This window comes from Amycolatopsis plumensis (genome assembly GCF_042652605.1).
In the GTDB taxonomy this organism is placed as follows: domain Bacteria; phylum Actinomycetota; class Actinomycetes; order Mycobacteriales; family Pseudonocardiaceae; genus Amycolatopsis; species Amycolatopsis plumensis.
Genome location: NZ_JBHSJY010000001.1, coordinates 8,498,033 through 8,513,712 on the forward strand (window position 1 = coordinate 8,498,033; position 15,680 = coordinate 8,513,712).

10 protein-coding genes are annotated in these 15,680 nt (G+C 72.1%); 3 read left to right on the top strand and 7 right to left on the bottom strand.

Annotation, left to right across the window (positions count from 1 at the left end):
• Nucleotides 1-6: 6 nt before the first annotated feature.
• A complete protein-coding gene (locus tag ACFPLC_RS40875) occupies nucleotides 7-1,380 on the top strand; it encodes a condensation domain-containing protein (protein ID WP_378236112.1) in 1,374 nt (457 codons plus the stop codon).
• Nucleotides 1,377-2,147 carry a thioesterase II family protein gene (locus tag ACFPLC_RS40880; protein WP_378203288.1) on the top strand — a complete coding sequence of 257 codons (771 nt, stop codon included), beginning with the start codon at nucleotides 1,377-1,379 and terminating at the stop codon, nucleotides 2,145-2,147. The genes ACFPLC_RS40875 and ACFPLC_RS40880 overlap by 4 nt, the downstream gene beginning before the upstream one ends.
• On the opposite strand, the gene ACFPLC_RS40885 is transcribed toward ACFPLC_RS40880, so the two are convergent.
• From ACFPLC_RS40885 to ACFPLC_RS40915, 7 genes are read right to left on the bottom strand one after another with little or no spacing between them, the layout of a single operon-like run.
• Nucleotides 2,140-3,408, bottom strand: a complete 1,269-nt coding sequence (locus ACFPLC_RS40885; RefSeq protein WP_378203291.1) for an MFS transporter — start codon at nucleotides 3,406-3,408, stop codon at nucleotides 2,140-2,142. The two genes, ACFPLC_RS40880 and ACFPLC_RS40885, sit on opposite strands and share 8 nt — an antisense overlap.
• 34 nt (nucleotides 3,409-3,442) lie before the next feature.
• On the bottom strand, nucleotides 3,443-3,676 hold the full coding sequence (locus ACFPLC_RS40890) for an acyl carrier protein (protein WP_378203294.1): 234 nt from the start codon (nucleotides 3,674-3,676) through the stop codon (nucleotides 3,443-3,445).
• Nucleotides 3,677-3,690: 14 nt separating this feature from the next.
• Complete coding sequence (locus tag ACFPLC_RS40895; RefSeq protein ID WP_378203297.1) at nucleotides 3,691-4,674, bottom strand: beta-ketoacyl-ACP synthase III; 984 nt, start codon at nucleotides 4,672-4,674, stop codon at nucleotides 3,691-3,693.
• Nucleotides 4,671-4,877, bottom strand: a complete 207-nt coding sequence (locus ACFPLC_RS40900) for an MbtH family protein (protein ID WP_378203300.1) — start codon at nucleotides 4,875-4,877, stop codon at nucleotides 4,671-4,673. The genes ACFPLC_RS40895 and ACFPLC_RS40900 overlap by 4 nt, the downstream gene beginning before the upstream one ends.
• Nucleotides 4,878-4,896: 19 nt before the next feature.
• The gene (locus tag ACFPLC_RS40905) at nucleotides 4,897-6,672 is read right to left on the bottom strand and encodes a non-ribosomal peptide synthetase (RefSeq protein ID WP_378203303.1); all 1,776 of its coding nucleotides are present in this window, start codon (nucleotides 6,670-6,672) and stop codon (nucleotides 4,897-4,899) included.
• On the bottom strand, nucleotides 6,672-12,572 hold the full coding sequence (locus tag ACFPLC_RS40910; protein ID WP_378203306.1) for an aminotransferase class III-fold pyridoxal phosphate-dependent enzyme: 5,901 nt from the start codon (nucleotides 12,570-12,572) through the stop codon (nucleotides 6,672-6,674). The genes ACFPLC_RS40905 and ACFPLC_RS40910 overlap by 1 nt, the downstream gene beginning before the upstream one ends.
• Before the next feature lie 2 nt (nucleotides 12,573-12,574).
• Nucleotides 12,575-14,623, bottom strand: coding sequence for an AMP-binding protein (locus tag ACFPLC_RS40915; RefSeq protein ID WP_378203309.1), 2,049 nt, complete (start codon nucleotides 14,621-14,623; stop codon nucleotides 12,575-12,577).
• Between the two features lie 258 nt (nucleotides 14,624-14,881).
• Between ACFPLC_RS40915 and ACFPLC_RS40920 the strand changes: the two genes are divergently transcribed.
• Complete coding sequence (locus ACFPLC_RS40920) at nucleotides 14,882-15,679, top strand: thioesterase II family protein (RefSeq protein WP_378203313.1); 798 nt, start codon at nucleotides 14,882-14,884, stop codon at nucleotides 15,677-15,679.
• Nucleotide 15,680: the final 1 nt, after the last annotated feature.

A 15,680-nucleotide genomic window follows, 5' to 3' on the forward strand; every position in this document is an offset into this window, starting at 1 on the left:
AGCTCTGTGGCACCGCTGTGGACGACTCCCCTCCTCGGGCAGCGACGTCTCTGGATCGCGGAGGAAATGACCCCTGACGGCGTCTACCACGTTCCCATCGGGCTGCGTGTCCGGGGAAACCTCGACGAGCAGGCGATGGTCAGGGCGATCCGGGGCATCGTCGCCCGGCACGAATCGCTCCGCTGCTCGCTACTGCTGGCCGACGACGGGGAATTGACCTGTGTGGTCCGGGAGCCGGACTCCTTCGCCGTCGAACGCGTCGACCTGACCGGGACCGGCGCGGCGGCGGACCGGCTGGCGGACTTCGCGGTCTCGTTCTCCCGGCGTCGGTTCGACCTGGCCGAAGAGGTCCTCCGGATCGCGCTGGTCAAGCTGGCCGAGCAGGAACACGTCCTGCTGGTCGTCGGTCACCACGTCGTCTTCGACGACTGGGCGGTGGCGCAGTTCCTCCGAGAGCTGGAGATCGGCTACGCGGCTGCCCGCCACGGGCGCGATCCGGATCGCTTGCTCCCGCCGCTGGACTTCGGCTACGCGGATCTCGCCGCCGCGGAGCAGGCGGCCGCCGACAGCGGTCACCTGGAAAAGCAGACCGCGTACTGGGCGGACCAGCTCGCCGGCGCCCTGCCGTGCGAACTGCCCCCGGACCGGCCACGGCCGGCCGCGCCGAGCGGATCGGGCGCCTCGCTGGGCTTCTCCGTCCCGGACCCGTACGCGGCGCAGCTGATGCAGATCGGCCGGGCACACGGGGCCACCGGCTTCATGACCGCGGTCGCGGTCTTCCACGCCCTGCTCCGCCGCCGGACCGGGCGCGCGGACATCACGGTCGGAATTCCGGTGTCCGGGCGTACCTCGGCCGAACGCGAGCGGTTGATCATCAACCTGATGAACGTGCTCGCCATCCGGTCACGGCTCCCCGGACGCCCGCGATTCGCCGATCTGCTGGGCGAGGTCCGCACCTCGGTGCTGGGGGCTTTCGCCAACCAGGACGCCACCCTGAGCGACGCACTCGGCCGGCTGCGGGCGCAGCACCCGCAGGAAAAGCCGCCGCACATCGGCATTCTCTTCGAACTGCAGAACACCGGCTCCCACATCGGGGCTTTCCTCGGGGTCACCGACGACGGCCTCCCGGCGTTTCCCGGGTTGGACACTTCGGCGTACCCGATCCCCGACGTGACGATCCGGTACGACCTGGAGCTGAAGATCGCCGCCGGCGAGCCGGGCCGGCTCGCCGGGGTGCTGGTCTATTCGCCGGACCTGTTCGAGGAGGCCACGATGCGGGCGATGCTCGACGAGTTCCAGGCGATCATCCGTGCCGTCGTGCGCGACCCGTTCGTCGTGCTCGACGACGCGCACCTGCTGTCGGAAAGGGCGCACTCGTGACCGATCGGCCGCCCCACCCGGAAACCACGGCGTCGGGCACCGGCGCCTGGCTGCGGCGATACCGCGCCGCGCCCACCGCCCACGTCCGGCTGATCTGCTTCCCCCACGCGGGCGGCTCGGCCTCCTACTTCATGCGGGTGGCCCGGCAGCTGCCGCCGAAGATCGACGTCCTGGCGGTCCAGTACCCCGGCCGTCAGGACCGTCGCCACGAGCCGTGCGTCGAGGACATCGGCGGCCTCGCCGACCGGATCCTCCCGGAACTGCTGCCGCTCGCGGACCGGCCCCTGGCCCTGTTCGGGCACAGCATGGGAGCCGCGGTCGCGTTCGAGACGGCGAGGCGGCTGGAGGAGAACGGAGTCGAACCGAAGGTCCTGTTCGCCTCGAGCCGGCCCTCCCCCGCGACCGTCCTCGGCGGCAACCTGCACCGATCCGGCGACCAGGCCCTCATCGCCGAGATGCGCCGCCTGAACGCCACCGCCGCGGACGTGCTCGAGGACCCGGCGTTCCTCGACATGGTCCTCCCCGTCCTCCGCAGCGACTACACGGCGGTGGAGACCTACCGGTGCCGCCCGACGCACGCCGCGGTCGCCTGCCCGGTGGTCGCCCTGGCCGGCGACGACGATCCTCAGGCGCCCCAAGCGGACTGCCTGCGCTGGAAGGAGCACACGCGCGGCCAGTTCGACCTGCACGTCTTCGCGGGCGGCCACTTCTACCTCGACGACCACGCCGACGCCGTCCTGCGCATCGTCACCGAACGCCTCACTTAGCGCTGGAGACCGCGATGAGACGTCCGATGCCGAGCGCGGGCAGCGCGGTGAGCACGGATCCGACACCCCCGATCCACAGCGCGGGTACCACCCCGAGCAGCGAGGACAGCCAGCCCGCCAGCAGCGCGGAAACCGGAATACTGCCCCACACGACGAATCTGATCGACGCGTTCATCCGGCCGAGCAGGCGCCGGGGGCACAACCGCTGGCGGAGGCTGACCTGCGTGACGTTGTAGGCCAGCGCCGCCGCCGTCATGCCGAACTCCGCGGTCGTCAGCAGCGCCGTGGCCAGGGCCCGGTGCTGCGGCAGCAGGCCGGCCACCGGATTGACGGCGACGAACAGGGCCGCGGTGAGGAGACCGCCCGCGATGACGGTCCCCTCGGAAAGCCGGCGCCGCAGCAGCGGGACGACTCCCGCTCCGAGTACCCCGCCGATCGAGCCACCGGTCATCACCACCCCGAGCACGAAGGCGTCGAGGCCGAGCGTGCGCAGCACCAGGATGGGCATCAGCGTCACGACCATGCCCATGAAGAGGTTGGAGAACCCCATCGCGAGGACGAGCCGCCTGATGACCGGCTGGTCACGCACGAAGCGGAGCCCTTCACCGATCTCCGTGACCAGGGACCGCCGCCGTCCCGCCGTCCGCGGCGGCCGGACTTCCGAGTCCTCGACCAGAGCCAGGCAGCAGAAGCTGACGACGTAGGAAAGCGCATCCGCGAGCAGGAGCACAGGCACGCTCACCACCCGCAGCAGCAGGCCGCTCAGCGCCGGTCCCCCGGTGGCCGCGAGCTGCGCCGTGGCCTCCAGCCGGGCGTTGGCCCTTCCGACGTCGCGCTCCCGCACCAGGAAGGGCACGTACGACTGGTAGGCCACGTCGAAGAAGACCGTCGCCAGGCCGACGAGCGCCGCGACCACGTAGAGGTGCCAGATCGCGAGCCGGCCGGCGAACCACAGGCACGGGATCGCCAGGACGACCAGTGACCGCAGCAGCGCCGCCACCATCATCGTCCGGCGTTTGGGCCATCGATCGACCCAGGTTCCGGCCGGCAGGCCGATCAGCAGGAAACTCACGGTGGAAGCGGCGCCGAGGATGCCGACCTGCGTGCTGCCGGCGTGCAGGGTGTCGACCGCGACGACCGGCATGGCCAGCGTTCCGACGCGCGCGCCGAACTGGGAGAACGTCTGGCCGCACCAGAATCGCCGGAAGCCGCGGCTCGGCACCGCAACGGTGCCGTCCGCGGCTTCTGCCGGTGCCGTCATGCCGGACCGGAGTCCCGGACGGCCGCCGCGGGGTTCACGCGGAGACGACGGCGCCCTTGCGGCGCAGCAACTCGGCCAGCTCGTCCACAGTGGTCTGCGGGGTCACCTCTTCGTCGTCGATCGTCACCTTGAACCTGTCCTCGAGGTTGGCGCAGATCTCGGCGGTGGTCAGCGAGTCGATGTCGAGATCGGCGAAGCTCTTGCCCGGCTCGACTTCGCCGTCGACCCGGAACGTCTCCTGGAACAGTTCGCGCAGGTAGTCGTACATGACGTGGTTTCCTCTCAGAGTTCGGAACGTACGGTCGTGATATCGGGCCAGACCAGTCCGGCCGAGGCCCACGCGAGCCCGGCGCCGAAGGCGGTGAGCACCACCCGGTCACCGGCTCCGAGCGTGCCGGCTTCCTGCCCGTGCGCCAGTGCGAGGGGAATCGACGCGGCCGCGGTGTTCCCGGTCCGTTCCAGCGCGCACACCGCCTTGCGCTCGGGCAACGACAGCCGCTGCGCCACGGCCTGGATGATCCGCTTGTTGGCCTGGTGCGGGACGAGGGCGTCGACGTCGCCGATCGCCCAGCCGCACCGGTCGAGCACCCGCAGCGTCGAACCCGCCATGTGCTCGACCGCTTTGAGGTAGACCCGTTTGCCGGCCATGGCAAGAAAACCGTCGTACCGCTCGGGCACGCTGATCAGCTCGCGGCCGGTTCCGTCGCTTCCCCAGTCGACGCCGAGCAGTGCGCCGGGGTCGCCGCGCCGGCCGCTCCGCAGCACGGCCGCTCCGGCGCCGTCGCCGAAGAGCACGGCCGTCGCCCGGTCCGCCGGATCGACGATGTCCGAGTACTTCTCCGTGGCCACCAGCAGAACGTCGCCGGCTACGCCGGTCGCGACCAGGCCGGCCGACACCGCCAGCGCGTAGAGGAACCCGCTGCACGCGGCGGACACGTCGAACGCCGGTACGGCACCGAGCCCGAGCGTGGTGGCGATCCGCGGGGCCACGGCCGGCAGCGGGCGATCGGGCGTCGACGTCGCCACCACGACCGCGTCGACCGTGGCGAGCCCGGCGGCCTTCAGGGCGTTCTCCCCCGCCGCGTGGCCCAGGTCGCCCACCGACACGTCGGCGCCGGCGATCCGCCGTGCCGCGATGCCGGTCCGCTCGCGGATCCAGGAATCGCTGGTGTCCAGGCGCGCGAGCAGAGCCGCGTTGTCCACTTCCTGCCGGGGCAGGCAGGTGCCGAGCCCCGCGAGCACCGCTGTCCGTTCTCCGCCGTTCATCGGTCACCTCCTGCCGCGGCCGGCTCGGCGAGATCCCCGGCACAGTTCGCCTCGATGAAGGCGAAGCACCGGTCCCGGCTGTCCGGCCCCTCGGCCACCCGCCACCCGGCTGGCACGTCCAGGGTGTCCGGCCACAGCGAGTACCGCTTTTCGTCGTTCACCAGCACCAGGAATGCGCCGTCCGGGTCGTCGAAACAGTTCATGCGCACCGCACCTCCCGCGTCATGTCCGGCTCAGCAGGAACTCGCCGACCAGCTCCCCGGCGAGTTCGGCCACGGTCGGATGTCCCATGAGGACCGTCATCGGCACGTCCATCGTCAACTCGGTCAGGATCGACTTCCGGATCCGGATCAGGTCCATGGAACTGCCGCCCAAGGCGTAGAAGTTGTCGTCGCGCCGCACCGCCGGGACGTTCAGCGTGCTCGCCCAGATCTCGGCGAGCCGCCGCTCCAGCAGAGCGGCCTCGTCGTCCGGGGCTTCGGGCGGTGCGTGGCCGCCGCCGGGAAGCGGCCGCGGATCACCGGGCAGCCGCGAACGGTCGATCTTCCCGTTCGTGGTCAGGGGAAGCTCGTCGAGCAGCGCGTACCGGGCCGGCCACAGCGCACTCGGCAGCTTGGCCTCGACGTGCGCGCTCAGCTCGGCGGCCGTCGGCGGCCTCCGGTGATCGGCGGGCCAGAGGTGGGCCAGCAGGAACTGCGCCGGTTCGGCGCCGGCCACCACCACCGCGGCCGCCGCCACCGACGGGTGGCTCATCAGCACCTGCTCGATCTCGTTGAGCTCGATCCGCACCCCGCGGAGTTTGACCTGGTGATCGCGCCGTCCGACGAACTCCAGGCGGCCGTCTTCGGTGCGCCGCGCGTGGTCCCCGGTGCGGTACACGCGGGCCCCCGGTCTCCCGGAGAACGGGTCGGCGACGAACCTGGCGGCGGTCAGGGCCGGCAGCCGGGGGTAGCCGTTGCTGACGCCGGCGCCGCCGATGATCAGCTCACCGACGGTCCCGTCCGGTACCGGCCGGAAGCTGTCGTCGACCAGGTAAATGTCGACTCCGGACACGGGGTCTCCGAGCGAGACCACCCGATCGGTGTCGGCCCGGGTGAGGTAGGCGGAGGTGGCGACCACGGTGGTCTCGGTCGGCCCGTACACGTTGCGCAGCAGCGGGACGCCGCTGTCGAGCAGCCTCGCGACCAGGCTGGGTGGCACGGGTTCGCCGCCGAGGGTCACCAGCCGCACGCTGCTCGGCAGCGGCCGGTCGCGGATGACGTCGCTCAGCACGCTGGGCACCCCGTTCACCTGCGTCGGCCGCAGGTGCTCCGGCAGGTCCAGGACCTCCACGTGGTTGTCCAGCACCAGCACCGAGCCGCCGGCGACCAGCGCCGGCAGGATTTCGGCGACGGAGAAGTCGAAGCAGAGCGAGGTCGCGGCCACGCTGCACGCGAACGTCTCACGCGGGCAGTGGCCGACGGTCCACCGGACGAAGTTGTCCAGGCTCCGGTGGGTGATCCAGCACCCCTTCGGCAGGCCGGTGGTGCCCGAGGTGTAGATGACGAGCGCCGCCGACGCCGGATCCGTCGGGCGGAAGGGCGGTTCGCCCTCGTGCTCGTCCAGGCACGCGCCGGTGTCGATCGGCGTCCACGGCCCCGGTGGCAGCACCGCGGCGCAGTCCTCGTCGACCAGCACGCGCCGCGCGCCCGAATCCGTCAGCAGGAAGGTGATCCGGTCCGCGGGGTGGGCGGGATCCAGGGGGAGGTAGGTCCGGCCGGACAGCAGCACCGCGAGCAGGGCCGCGATCAGGTTGGGCGTGCGCCGCAGCAGCAGGCCGACGGGTTCGCCGGCCGGTACGCCCAGCACGTCCAGCCGCCGGGCGATCGCACCCGCCCGGGCCAGCAGTTCACGGTAGGTGAGCTCGCTGTCCAGCGAGCGGACCGCGACCGCGCCGGGCTCGCGGGCCGCCGCCGACCTCAGCAGGCTGCCGATGCTCTCGTCGCTCCGCCGGGCCATCAGGACGCTCCGTCGGCGTAGGCGATCTCGCGCACCAGCTCCAGCCAGCACTTCCAGAGCCGCTCGACGTCTTCGGCGGGCACCTGGTCGCGGTGCACGATTTCCACGTACACCTTGTCTTCCATGGGGACGACGTCGAAGAGCAGATCGAACATCGCGTCCACAGTGGACGGCAGATGCACGCGGACGTCCAAGTCGCCCATCGCCGGCGGGAGCATCGGACGGTTCAGGTTGAAGACCACCGAGGTGAGCCGCTGCCGGGCGAGCCAGGCGTCGTCGATCGCTCCCCGGTCGGCGAGCTCGCCGAGGACGTCTTCCAGCGGCAGCGTCCCGTGGGACAGGTCGTCGCCGAGGAGCCGGCTGAACCGCTCGCGGTGCGCCGGGAAGCCGCCGTCGGTGAGCCGGCTGCGCACCGGGACGTAACTGACGTAGTGCCCCACCAGGCCCTGGTCCGTCGCACCCCGGGACTGGTCGACCGGAGTGCTGACCACGAGGTCGTCGCGCCGGGTGACGTCGTGCAGCGCCGCGGTGAACGCGCTGAAGGCCGCCATGAACGGCGTGCAGCGCAGGTGCGCGCACCGCTTCACCAGCGTCGCCCAGAGATCCGTGTCGAACTCCAGCGCCCGCCGGACCCCCGGAGCTTCGGCCGGCCGGCCGGGGGTGTCCCACGCCGCCGCGGGAGGTGCTTGCAGCCGCCGCTGCCAGTGGTCGAGCGCCGCCTGCCGGTCACCGGGCGGCAGGTCCCGGGACGTCGGCTGCCACCGCGCACCCCGCATCGTCACCGGGGCCAGTCCCCGCGCCGCCCGGGTGTAGCCCTCGGCGAGGTCGTCGAGCACCGCGACCATCGAGGTGCCGTCGAACACCACGTGGTGCGCGGAGACGAGCAGGTGGTGGTGGGTGTCCGAGTGCCGCAGCACCGTGGGCCGGAACAGCGGCCCCGCGGTGAGGTCGAACGGGGTGTTGGCGTACTCGTCGATCACGGCCTGCAGGCCGGGTCCGGCGGGCACCTCGTGCACCGGGGTGGTGGTCTCGACGCCGTCCTCGAGGACCAGCTCGCGCCCGTCGGCGGAGCAGACCGCGCGCAGGGCGGGGTGCCGTTCCCGCACCGCCGCCAACGCGGCTTCCAGGGCCGGCAGGTTCAGCGCTCCGGTCAGCTCCAGCACCGCGGTCTCGTTGTACACGGCCGAATCCGGCCGGAGCCGCCGGTCGATCCGCCACACTTCGCGCTGCTGGGCGGACATCGGGTGGCGGGGCGCCGACCGCACCGGCGGCGGCGTGGCGACGGGGTCCAGGAACTCCGCCTCCCGCAGCGCGTGCAGGCCGCGGTCCACCGCGTCGAGCAGGTGCTCGGCGTCGCCGTCGGTGTGCGCGGCGGACATGAAGAACGTCCGGCCCTCCCACATGAAGATCCCGTCCGCCAGCAGGTTGTGGTAGAGCATTTCCAGCGGCAGCGGGTGGTACAGGTTGGACATCCCGCGGTACTGGAACCGCCACAGGGACCCGATGGAGGCCAGCGAGTACGGCACCTCGTGCCGTCCGAACAGGTCGGAGAGCGCGCCGACCAGCCGCGCGGTCCGGTCGTTCACTTCGGCGTACACGGTGTCCTGGTGCTCTTCCAGGTAGCCGAGGGTGGCGTTGGCCGCCGCCATCGCCAGCGGGTGCTTCTGGAACGTGCCCCCGAAGAACGTGGTCTCCGCGGTGGGAGCGCTGCGGTCGCCGTAGGTCCAGCTGCCGCCGTCGAGCCCGTCCATCAGCGCCTGCTTGCCGGCGATCGCCGCCACCGGGAGGCCGCCGCCCAGCACCTTCCCGTAGGTGGCCAGGTCCGGCATCACCCCGAGCAGTCCCTGCGCGCCGCGGATGTGCATCCGGAACCCGGTGATCATCTCGTCGAAGATCAGCACCGTCCCGGTGTCCTCGGTCAGCCGGCGCAGCTTGCGCAGGAATTCGGCCGGCCGCGAGACCGGGTTCCGCGCCTGGATCGGTTCGCTCACCACAGCGGCGATCTCGTGGCTGTTGGCCGCCAGGTAGTCCAACGCGGCCTGGTCGTCGTAGGGCAGGACGACCACGTCGTGCAGCGCGCCGGGCGGGAGCCCGTCCACCATCGCCGTCACACTGCCGAGTTCCTCACCGCGCCGGGCGAGCATCCCGTCGGTGATGCCGTGGTAGGACTTCTCGAAGTAGGCCACCTTCCGCCGTCCGGTCGCGAGCCGGGCCAGGCGCACCGCGCCCATCACCGCCTCCGATCCGGTGTTGCAGAAGGAAACCCGGTCGTGCCCGGTGATCCGGCAGAACGTCTCGGCGACCTGGTAGGTGAGTTCCACCTGCGGTCCCAGGGTGAACGAACGCGACAGCTGCGCGGCGATCGCGTCCTGGACGAACGGCGGGTTGTGGCCGAGGAAGTGCACGCCGAAACCGACGCAATAGTCGATGTACTCGCTGCCGTCGGGATCCCAGAAGTGCGAGCCCCGGCCCCGGTCGATGACGATGGGGAAGTTGAGCTCCTTCGTCTCGGCGCGGAAGTTGGCCCACGGACGGCTTTCCACCATGCGGCGGCGGTGCCGGCCGGCGAGCTTCTTCGACTGCGGGCTGCGCTCCTCCATGCGCCGCACCAGAGCGTCCACGTGGGACTTCTGCCGCTCGGTCAGCCTGGCGGCGGCCGCGGCCGGGCCGGGCGCGGCGGCCGTGGGGACCGTGGCCGCGGTGACGGGCGCGGCGCGCTGCGGGGCCGGTTCCTCGACGGCCGGGGAATCCTGCGCCGGGGCTTCGACGGCGGGCGTCCCGCCGAGCAGGGCCAGCTGCTGCTGCATGATCGCGAGCTGGTTCTGCACCACCGCGTCGAGCCCGGTCCGAGCGGCTTCGGGGACCGGCGACCGCACCGCGTCGACGACGACGGGTGCGGTGACCGGTGCGGCCGGGGCTTCGGGCGCACCCGCGTCGTCCGGGAAGGTACCGGTCTGCGCCAGCGCGTCGGCGAGGTCACCGACGGACTGGTACTTCTCGAACAGGTCGGTCGCCTTGAAGGCCGTCCCGTGCCGTTTGTTCAGCTTGTTGACCAGCTGGAGCAACAGGATGCTGTCCGCGCCCAGCTCGAGGAAGAACGCGTGCGGGGTGATCTGCTCGCGCGGGTACTTCAGGACCGCGGCGACCTCGTCGGCCACCGCCGTCAGGGCCTGTTCCGGTGCTGCTGGCATTGCACGACTCCTGACTGTTTCCGGTGGAAGTTCGGCCGGGTCCTGGCCGTCCAGCGCCCAGTGGCGGACGCGCTGCCAGGGATAGGTCGGCGTGCCCGGCAGGAACCGGCCGCCCGGGTAAACCGCCTCCCAGTCGAGGTCGGCGCGGCGCCGGTACAACTCGGGCAGCACCGCTCGCGGGCTCGCGGTGCCGGCCCCGTCGTCGCCGAGCGCGTGCACCACGCTCGCCCGCACGCCGACGGCGGCCGCGCTCGTGTGCACCGGGCCGAGCAGCACCTGCTGCGGGCTGATTTCGAGGAAGCTGGTGAAGCCCATGGTGGCGGCCTGCTGCACGGCTTCCCGGAACCGGACCCGCTCGACCACGCCCCGGCCCCAGTGCCGGGCGTCCATCTGCGCGGGGTCGAGCAGCGCACCGGTGATCGAGGAGAACAGCGGGAGGGACCCGGGACCGGTCGCGACACCGGCGCCGCGGCGCGCCAGCTCCTCGCCCACCGGGGCGAGATCGGGGTGGTGGGAACCGAACCGGATGGACAGCAGCCGGGCCCGGTGGCCGTCGGCCTGCAGCCGGGCGGCCAGCTGCTCGACCGACGCGGTCGGGCCGGACAGCGTCACGTTGCGCGGGCCGTTGTCCACCGCCAGCACGACGTCCTCCGGGCAGCGGGCGAGCAGGTCGGCGATCTCGTCCGGGGCGGCGGCGACGGCGACCATGCGACGGTCCGCGGCGGCGTGCTGCATGACCGCCCCGCGGGTGGCGACCAGCGCCACCGCGGCGTCGAAGTCCAGCATGCCGGAGACGTACGCGGCGGTCGGCTCCCCCGCGCTGTGCCCGATCACGGCGGCCGGGCGGAGGCCGAACGACGACCACAGTGCCGCGAGCCCGCTCTGCACCGTGAAGTGCAGCGCCTGGGCGATGTCCGTCCGGGTCAGCGTCACCTCGCCGGCCTCGGGACGGCCGTCGTCCAGCAGCTCGAGGAGGGAGACGCCCAGGAACGGTTCGAACGCGGCGGAACAGCGGTGGACGTGCTCGGCCAGGGTGGGCTCCGAGCGCAGGAGCTGCGCGCCCAGCTCGCTCGTCTGCGGCCCCAGTCCCGGGAACACGAGAACGGTGTCGCGCCAGACCGGGGTGTCCTGCGGGCCGGGCGTTCCTCCGCCGGACAGGAACGATTCCAGCGTTTGACGCAGCTCGGCGCCGTCTCGTCCGCTGAACGCCACGCGCGCCGGGTGGTGGGCCCGCCGCGCGGACGCGCTGTAGCACAGGTCCCCCGCCGTCGCGCCGTCGTCCTCGGCCAGCCGGGACAGGTACCGGCCGGCCAGCTCCCGCAGCGGCACCTCGCCCTTGGCCGACAGCGGAAGCACCAGCACCGGTGGGGCTGGCGTGGCGGGCCGGGCCGGGCGGGGTTCGGCCTGCTGCACGATCACGTGCGCGTTGGTGCCGCCGAACCCGAAGGAACTGACCCCGCCCGTCCGGCGGCCGAGCTCGTCGGACCAGGTCGTGTTCTGCTGGGCGACCACCAACCGCGTCCGGTACGCGGCCAGGCGCGGGTTGAGGTCCTCGGTGTGCAGGGAGGCCGGGACGGACCCGGCTCGCAGGCACGCCGTCAGCCGGATGAGGCCGGCCATGCCCGCCGCCGCCTCGGTGTGCCCGATGGTGGACTTCACCGAACCGACGTAGCAGGGCGGGCTTCCCGCCGGCACCTGCCCGTACGTGGCGGCGAGCGCACCGAACTCGATCGGATCTCCGAGCGGCGTGCCGGACCCGTGCGCTTCCACGAAGCCGACTTCTTCGGGGCGTACCCCGGCGTCGGCCAGCGCGGCACGGATGACCGCTTCTTGAGCCGGGCCGTTGGGCGCGGTGAGCCCGTTGCTGGTCCCGTCCTGGTTCGTCGCGCTGCCCCGGATCACGGCGAGGACCTCGTCGCCGTCTTCCCGGGCCCGGGCCAGGGTCTTGAGCACCACGACGCCGCAGCCGTCCGCGCGGACGAACCCGTCGGCCGCCGCGCCGAAGGCCCGGCAGCGCCCGGTCGGCGACAGCATCCCGGCCTGGGACGCGGACACCCAGTTGTCGGGCGCGAGCACCAGGTTCACGCCGGCGGCCAGCGCGACCGGGCAGTCCCCGTCCCGCAGCGCCCGGACCGCGAGGTGCACGGCCACCAGCGAGGACGAGCAGGCGGTGTCGACGGCCATGCTGGGGCCGCCCATGTCCAGCAGGTACGACACGCGGTTGGCCACGATCGACGCGGCGTGCCCGGTGATGAAGTGCCCGCCGAGTTCGGTCAGCCGCCGGCCGAGCAGCCGTCCGTAGTCGCTACCGCTGACGCCGACGTACACCCCGCCGCGCGCCAGCTGACGGCTCCCCGGTGCCACCCCGGCCGACTCGAGCGCCTCGTACGCCGTCTCCAGCAGGATTCGCTGCTGGGGATCCATCTGCTCGGCCTCGCGGGCGGTGATCCCGAAGAACTCCGCGTCGAACCGGTCGATCCCGTCGACGGCGCCGACCCAGCGGGTGCTGATCCGGCCCGGTTCGGTCATGTCGGGCGAGAAGAGCTCGCCGAGCCGCCGGTCCTCCGGCATCTCGGTGATCGCGTCGACACCGTCGACCGAGAGCTTCAGGAGGTCCTCGGCGGTGCGCACCGAGCCGGGGAACCGGCAGGCGGTGCCGATGATCGCGATGTCGCGGCCGTCCCGGCCGCCGGCGGTCGAATCATCCATTCCTACACCGTCTCTTCCGCACGGCCCAGCGCCTGGGTGAGCTCCTCGACGGTGGGGTGGTTGAGCACCAGGGTGACGTCGATCGGCCGGCCGACGATCACCTCCGCCGCGGCGGCGAGCTGGTGCGCGCCCCGGGAGGTCAGCCCGTAGTGCGCGAACGGCTGGTCGTCGGTGATCTGCTCGGCGGGGACGCCGACGATCCGGGACAGCGTCAGCCGCACCATTGGCCGGACCAGGCTCGCCGCCGGGGCCGGCTGGGCGTCGGGGACGCCCGGCACGGCCTGAGGCCGTTCGGCGCGCAGGTGAGCCAGGAGGTCGCCGTCGAAGGCACCGGTCTCCAGCAGGCGCCGGTTCTCGGAGCGCTGGATCTTGCCGCTGGAGGTCTTGGCCAGCGATCCCCTGCGGACCACCGCCACCTCGGCGACCGGCAACCGGCACCGGTCCCAGACCACTTCCCTGACCCGTTCGGCGAACCTCTCGGCGGTGGTCGCGGCCAGGGTGCGCGGCGTGATCTCGACGACCACCGCGGCCTGCTCCGCGCCGTCCCGGTCGACGGCGAAGGCGGCGCAGGACACGGTGGCCAGTGATGGATCGCAGGTCTCCACGGCGGACTCGACGTCCTCGGGGTGGTGGTTCTCCCCGTCCACGATGATCAGGTCCTTCATCCGGCCGGCCACGTACAGTTCCCCGTCGCTGAGGAACGCCAGGTCGCCGGTACGCAGGAAGACGCCGTCGCGCTCCCGGCCGGCGATACGCGCCTCGAAGGTCTCGCGGGTCGCGTCCGGCCGGTTCCAGTAGCCCTGCGCGACGCACGAACCCCGCACCCACACCTCGCCGATCTCGTCGCCCGGCCGCTCGCGCCGGGTCTCCGGATCCACGACGCGGACGTCGACGCCCGTCAACGGTGCCCCGCAGCTCACGACCGGTACGGCGTCGGGATCGTCCTGGTCGATCGCGAGGACCTCGCCTTTGCGCAGCGCCGGCGCGGACAGCCACCGGACCCGGGGTGGTTCGTCGCCCCGCGAGCCGCAGACCACCAGGGTCGACTCGGCCATGCCGTAGCCCGCGCACATCGCCCTCGGGTCGAACCCGGCGGCCGCGAACTGGCCGGCGAAGCGCCGCACGGTGTGCTCGCGCACCACTTCGGCGCCGTTGAGCGCCACCCGCAGTGCGGACAGGTCCAGCTGGTCCAGGTCGGTCCCGGTGTCGCGCAGGCACAGTTCGAAGCCGAAGTTGGGACTGCACGTGTGCGTGGCCCGGTACCGGGAAACGGCCTGCAGCAACCGCCGGGGACGTCGGACGAACAGCTCCGGTGGCAGCAGGTACGCCGGAACGCCGAGGACCATCGGGACGATGACGCTGTAGACCAGGCCAAGGTCGTGGTGGAACGGGACCCAGGAGGCCACCACTCCGTCGTCGCGCACGGGCCAGGTCCGGTCGATGAGCCGGGCCTCGGCGATCAGGTTGCGGTGGGAGACCATCACCCCTTTCGGCCGTCCGGTGGAACCGGAGGTGAACTGGAGGATCGCGGTGTGCTGCGGGTCGATGTCCGGACGCGTCCACTCCTCGGCCGGCTCGGCCGCGATGTCGTCCGTCTCGATCAGGATCAGGTCCCGCAGTTCCTCCGCGCCGGGAAACCGGGAGCGCAGTTCCCGGAGGTCCCGACCGGTCATCAGCACGACCCGGGTCCCGGCCGCGTCGGCGATGCGACGCAACCGTTCGAGGTCGCGCCGGCCTCGCGGCACCTTCACGGGTGCGACCGGCGCCCCCGCGTAAAGGCAGCCGGCGAAGGCCTTGATGAAATCGAGCCCGTAAGGGCAGGCGAGCACGACATTGCGGCCGGCGAAGCCGCGTTTCCGGAGCAGCGCGGCGCAGGCGCGGGCCGAGCGATCGAGATCCGCGCAGCTCGCCTGTTCCGCGATTTCCACACTGCCGGACAGGAATGCGCAGAACAGGTCGTCCGGCGACTCGGCCGCCCGCCTTCTCAGAATGTCGACCAGCGTTCCCGGGAAAGACCCGGTTCCCTCGTCGAAGTCGTCGATATCGTTCATACCCGGGGAACTCCTCACCTGGCAGACACCCAGCGAGGCCCAGCTAAAGGTCGTCGACTGTCAAGAGTCAACCAGGTGGAACCATCGGCGGGAACAAACCCACCATTGGTACCCGGGCTCCTAGACGAAGGGACAACAGTCGACGGTACGAACCGCCAGTTCCCTTGACCGCCCCGTGCACCGGACGTGACGGTGGGTCAGGTCCGGCGTGGCCGGCGGGCCGGGCGGAAGCCGGCGAACCGATCCCGGGAGGTGGGCGTGATCAGGCGTTCCGGCGTGAGCGGCTCCTGGTTCTCCATCCCCCGTCCGAGGCAGGCGCCCCGCTTCCGGCTGGTGTGCTTCGCGCATGCGGGCGGTTCGGCGGCGTCCTTTTCCGCCTTGAGCGCCGCCCTTCCGCCGGACGCGGAACTGTGGGCCGTCCAGCTGCCCGGCCGGTTCGGCCGGATCGGCGAGCCGGCCGTGACCGACCTGCGGGACCTGGCCGCCGGGATCGCGGACGCGCTCCGGGCGGCCGCCGGAGCGGAACCCCCGATCGCATTGCTGGGACAGAGTTTCGGAGGTCTGCTCGCGGTCGAGGTCGCGAGGCGGCTCGAAGCCGACCGGCCCGCACTGGCCGTGGTGCTGCTGTCCGCGTGCCCGCCGCACCTGCTGCCGCCGTCGCCCGTAATCTCCCGTGAGCAGCTGCCGGATCTGCTGCTCCGCACCGACGAAAGCGCGAAAGACGTCCTCGGCTGTGACGAGCTCAGGGAAATCGTGCTCGACGCGGTCTGGGCCGACATCGAGCTGGTGCACCAGGTTCCGCGGTCCGAGCGGCCCGCGCTGGGCTGCCCGGTGCACGCGATCGCCGGTGCCGCGGACCGCGAGATCGGCACGGCGGAGATGGCGCAGTGGCGCCGCTACACGGAGTCGGTCTTCACCCTCGACGAGCTGCCGGCACCCCACCTGATCGCCTCGGCGGTCCCGGACGGCCTCGGCGACATCGTCACCGAACTCCTTCGATCGGACTTGACGCGGTGCCGGAGTACCTCTCCGGCCCGCCGGACTGGAGGGCGATAGC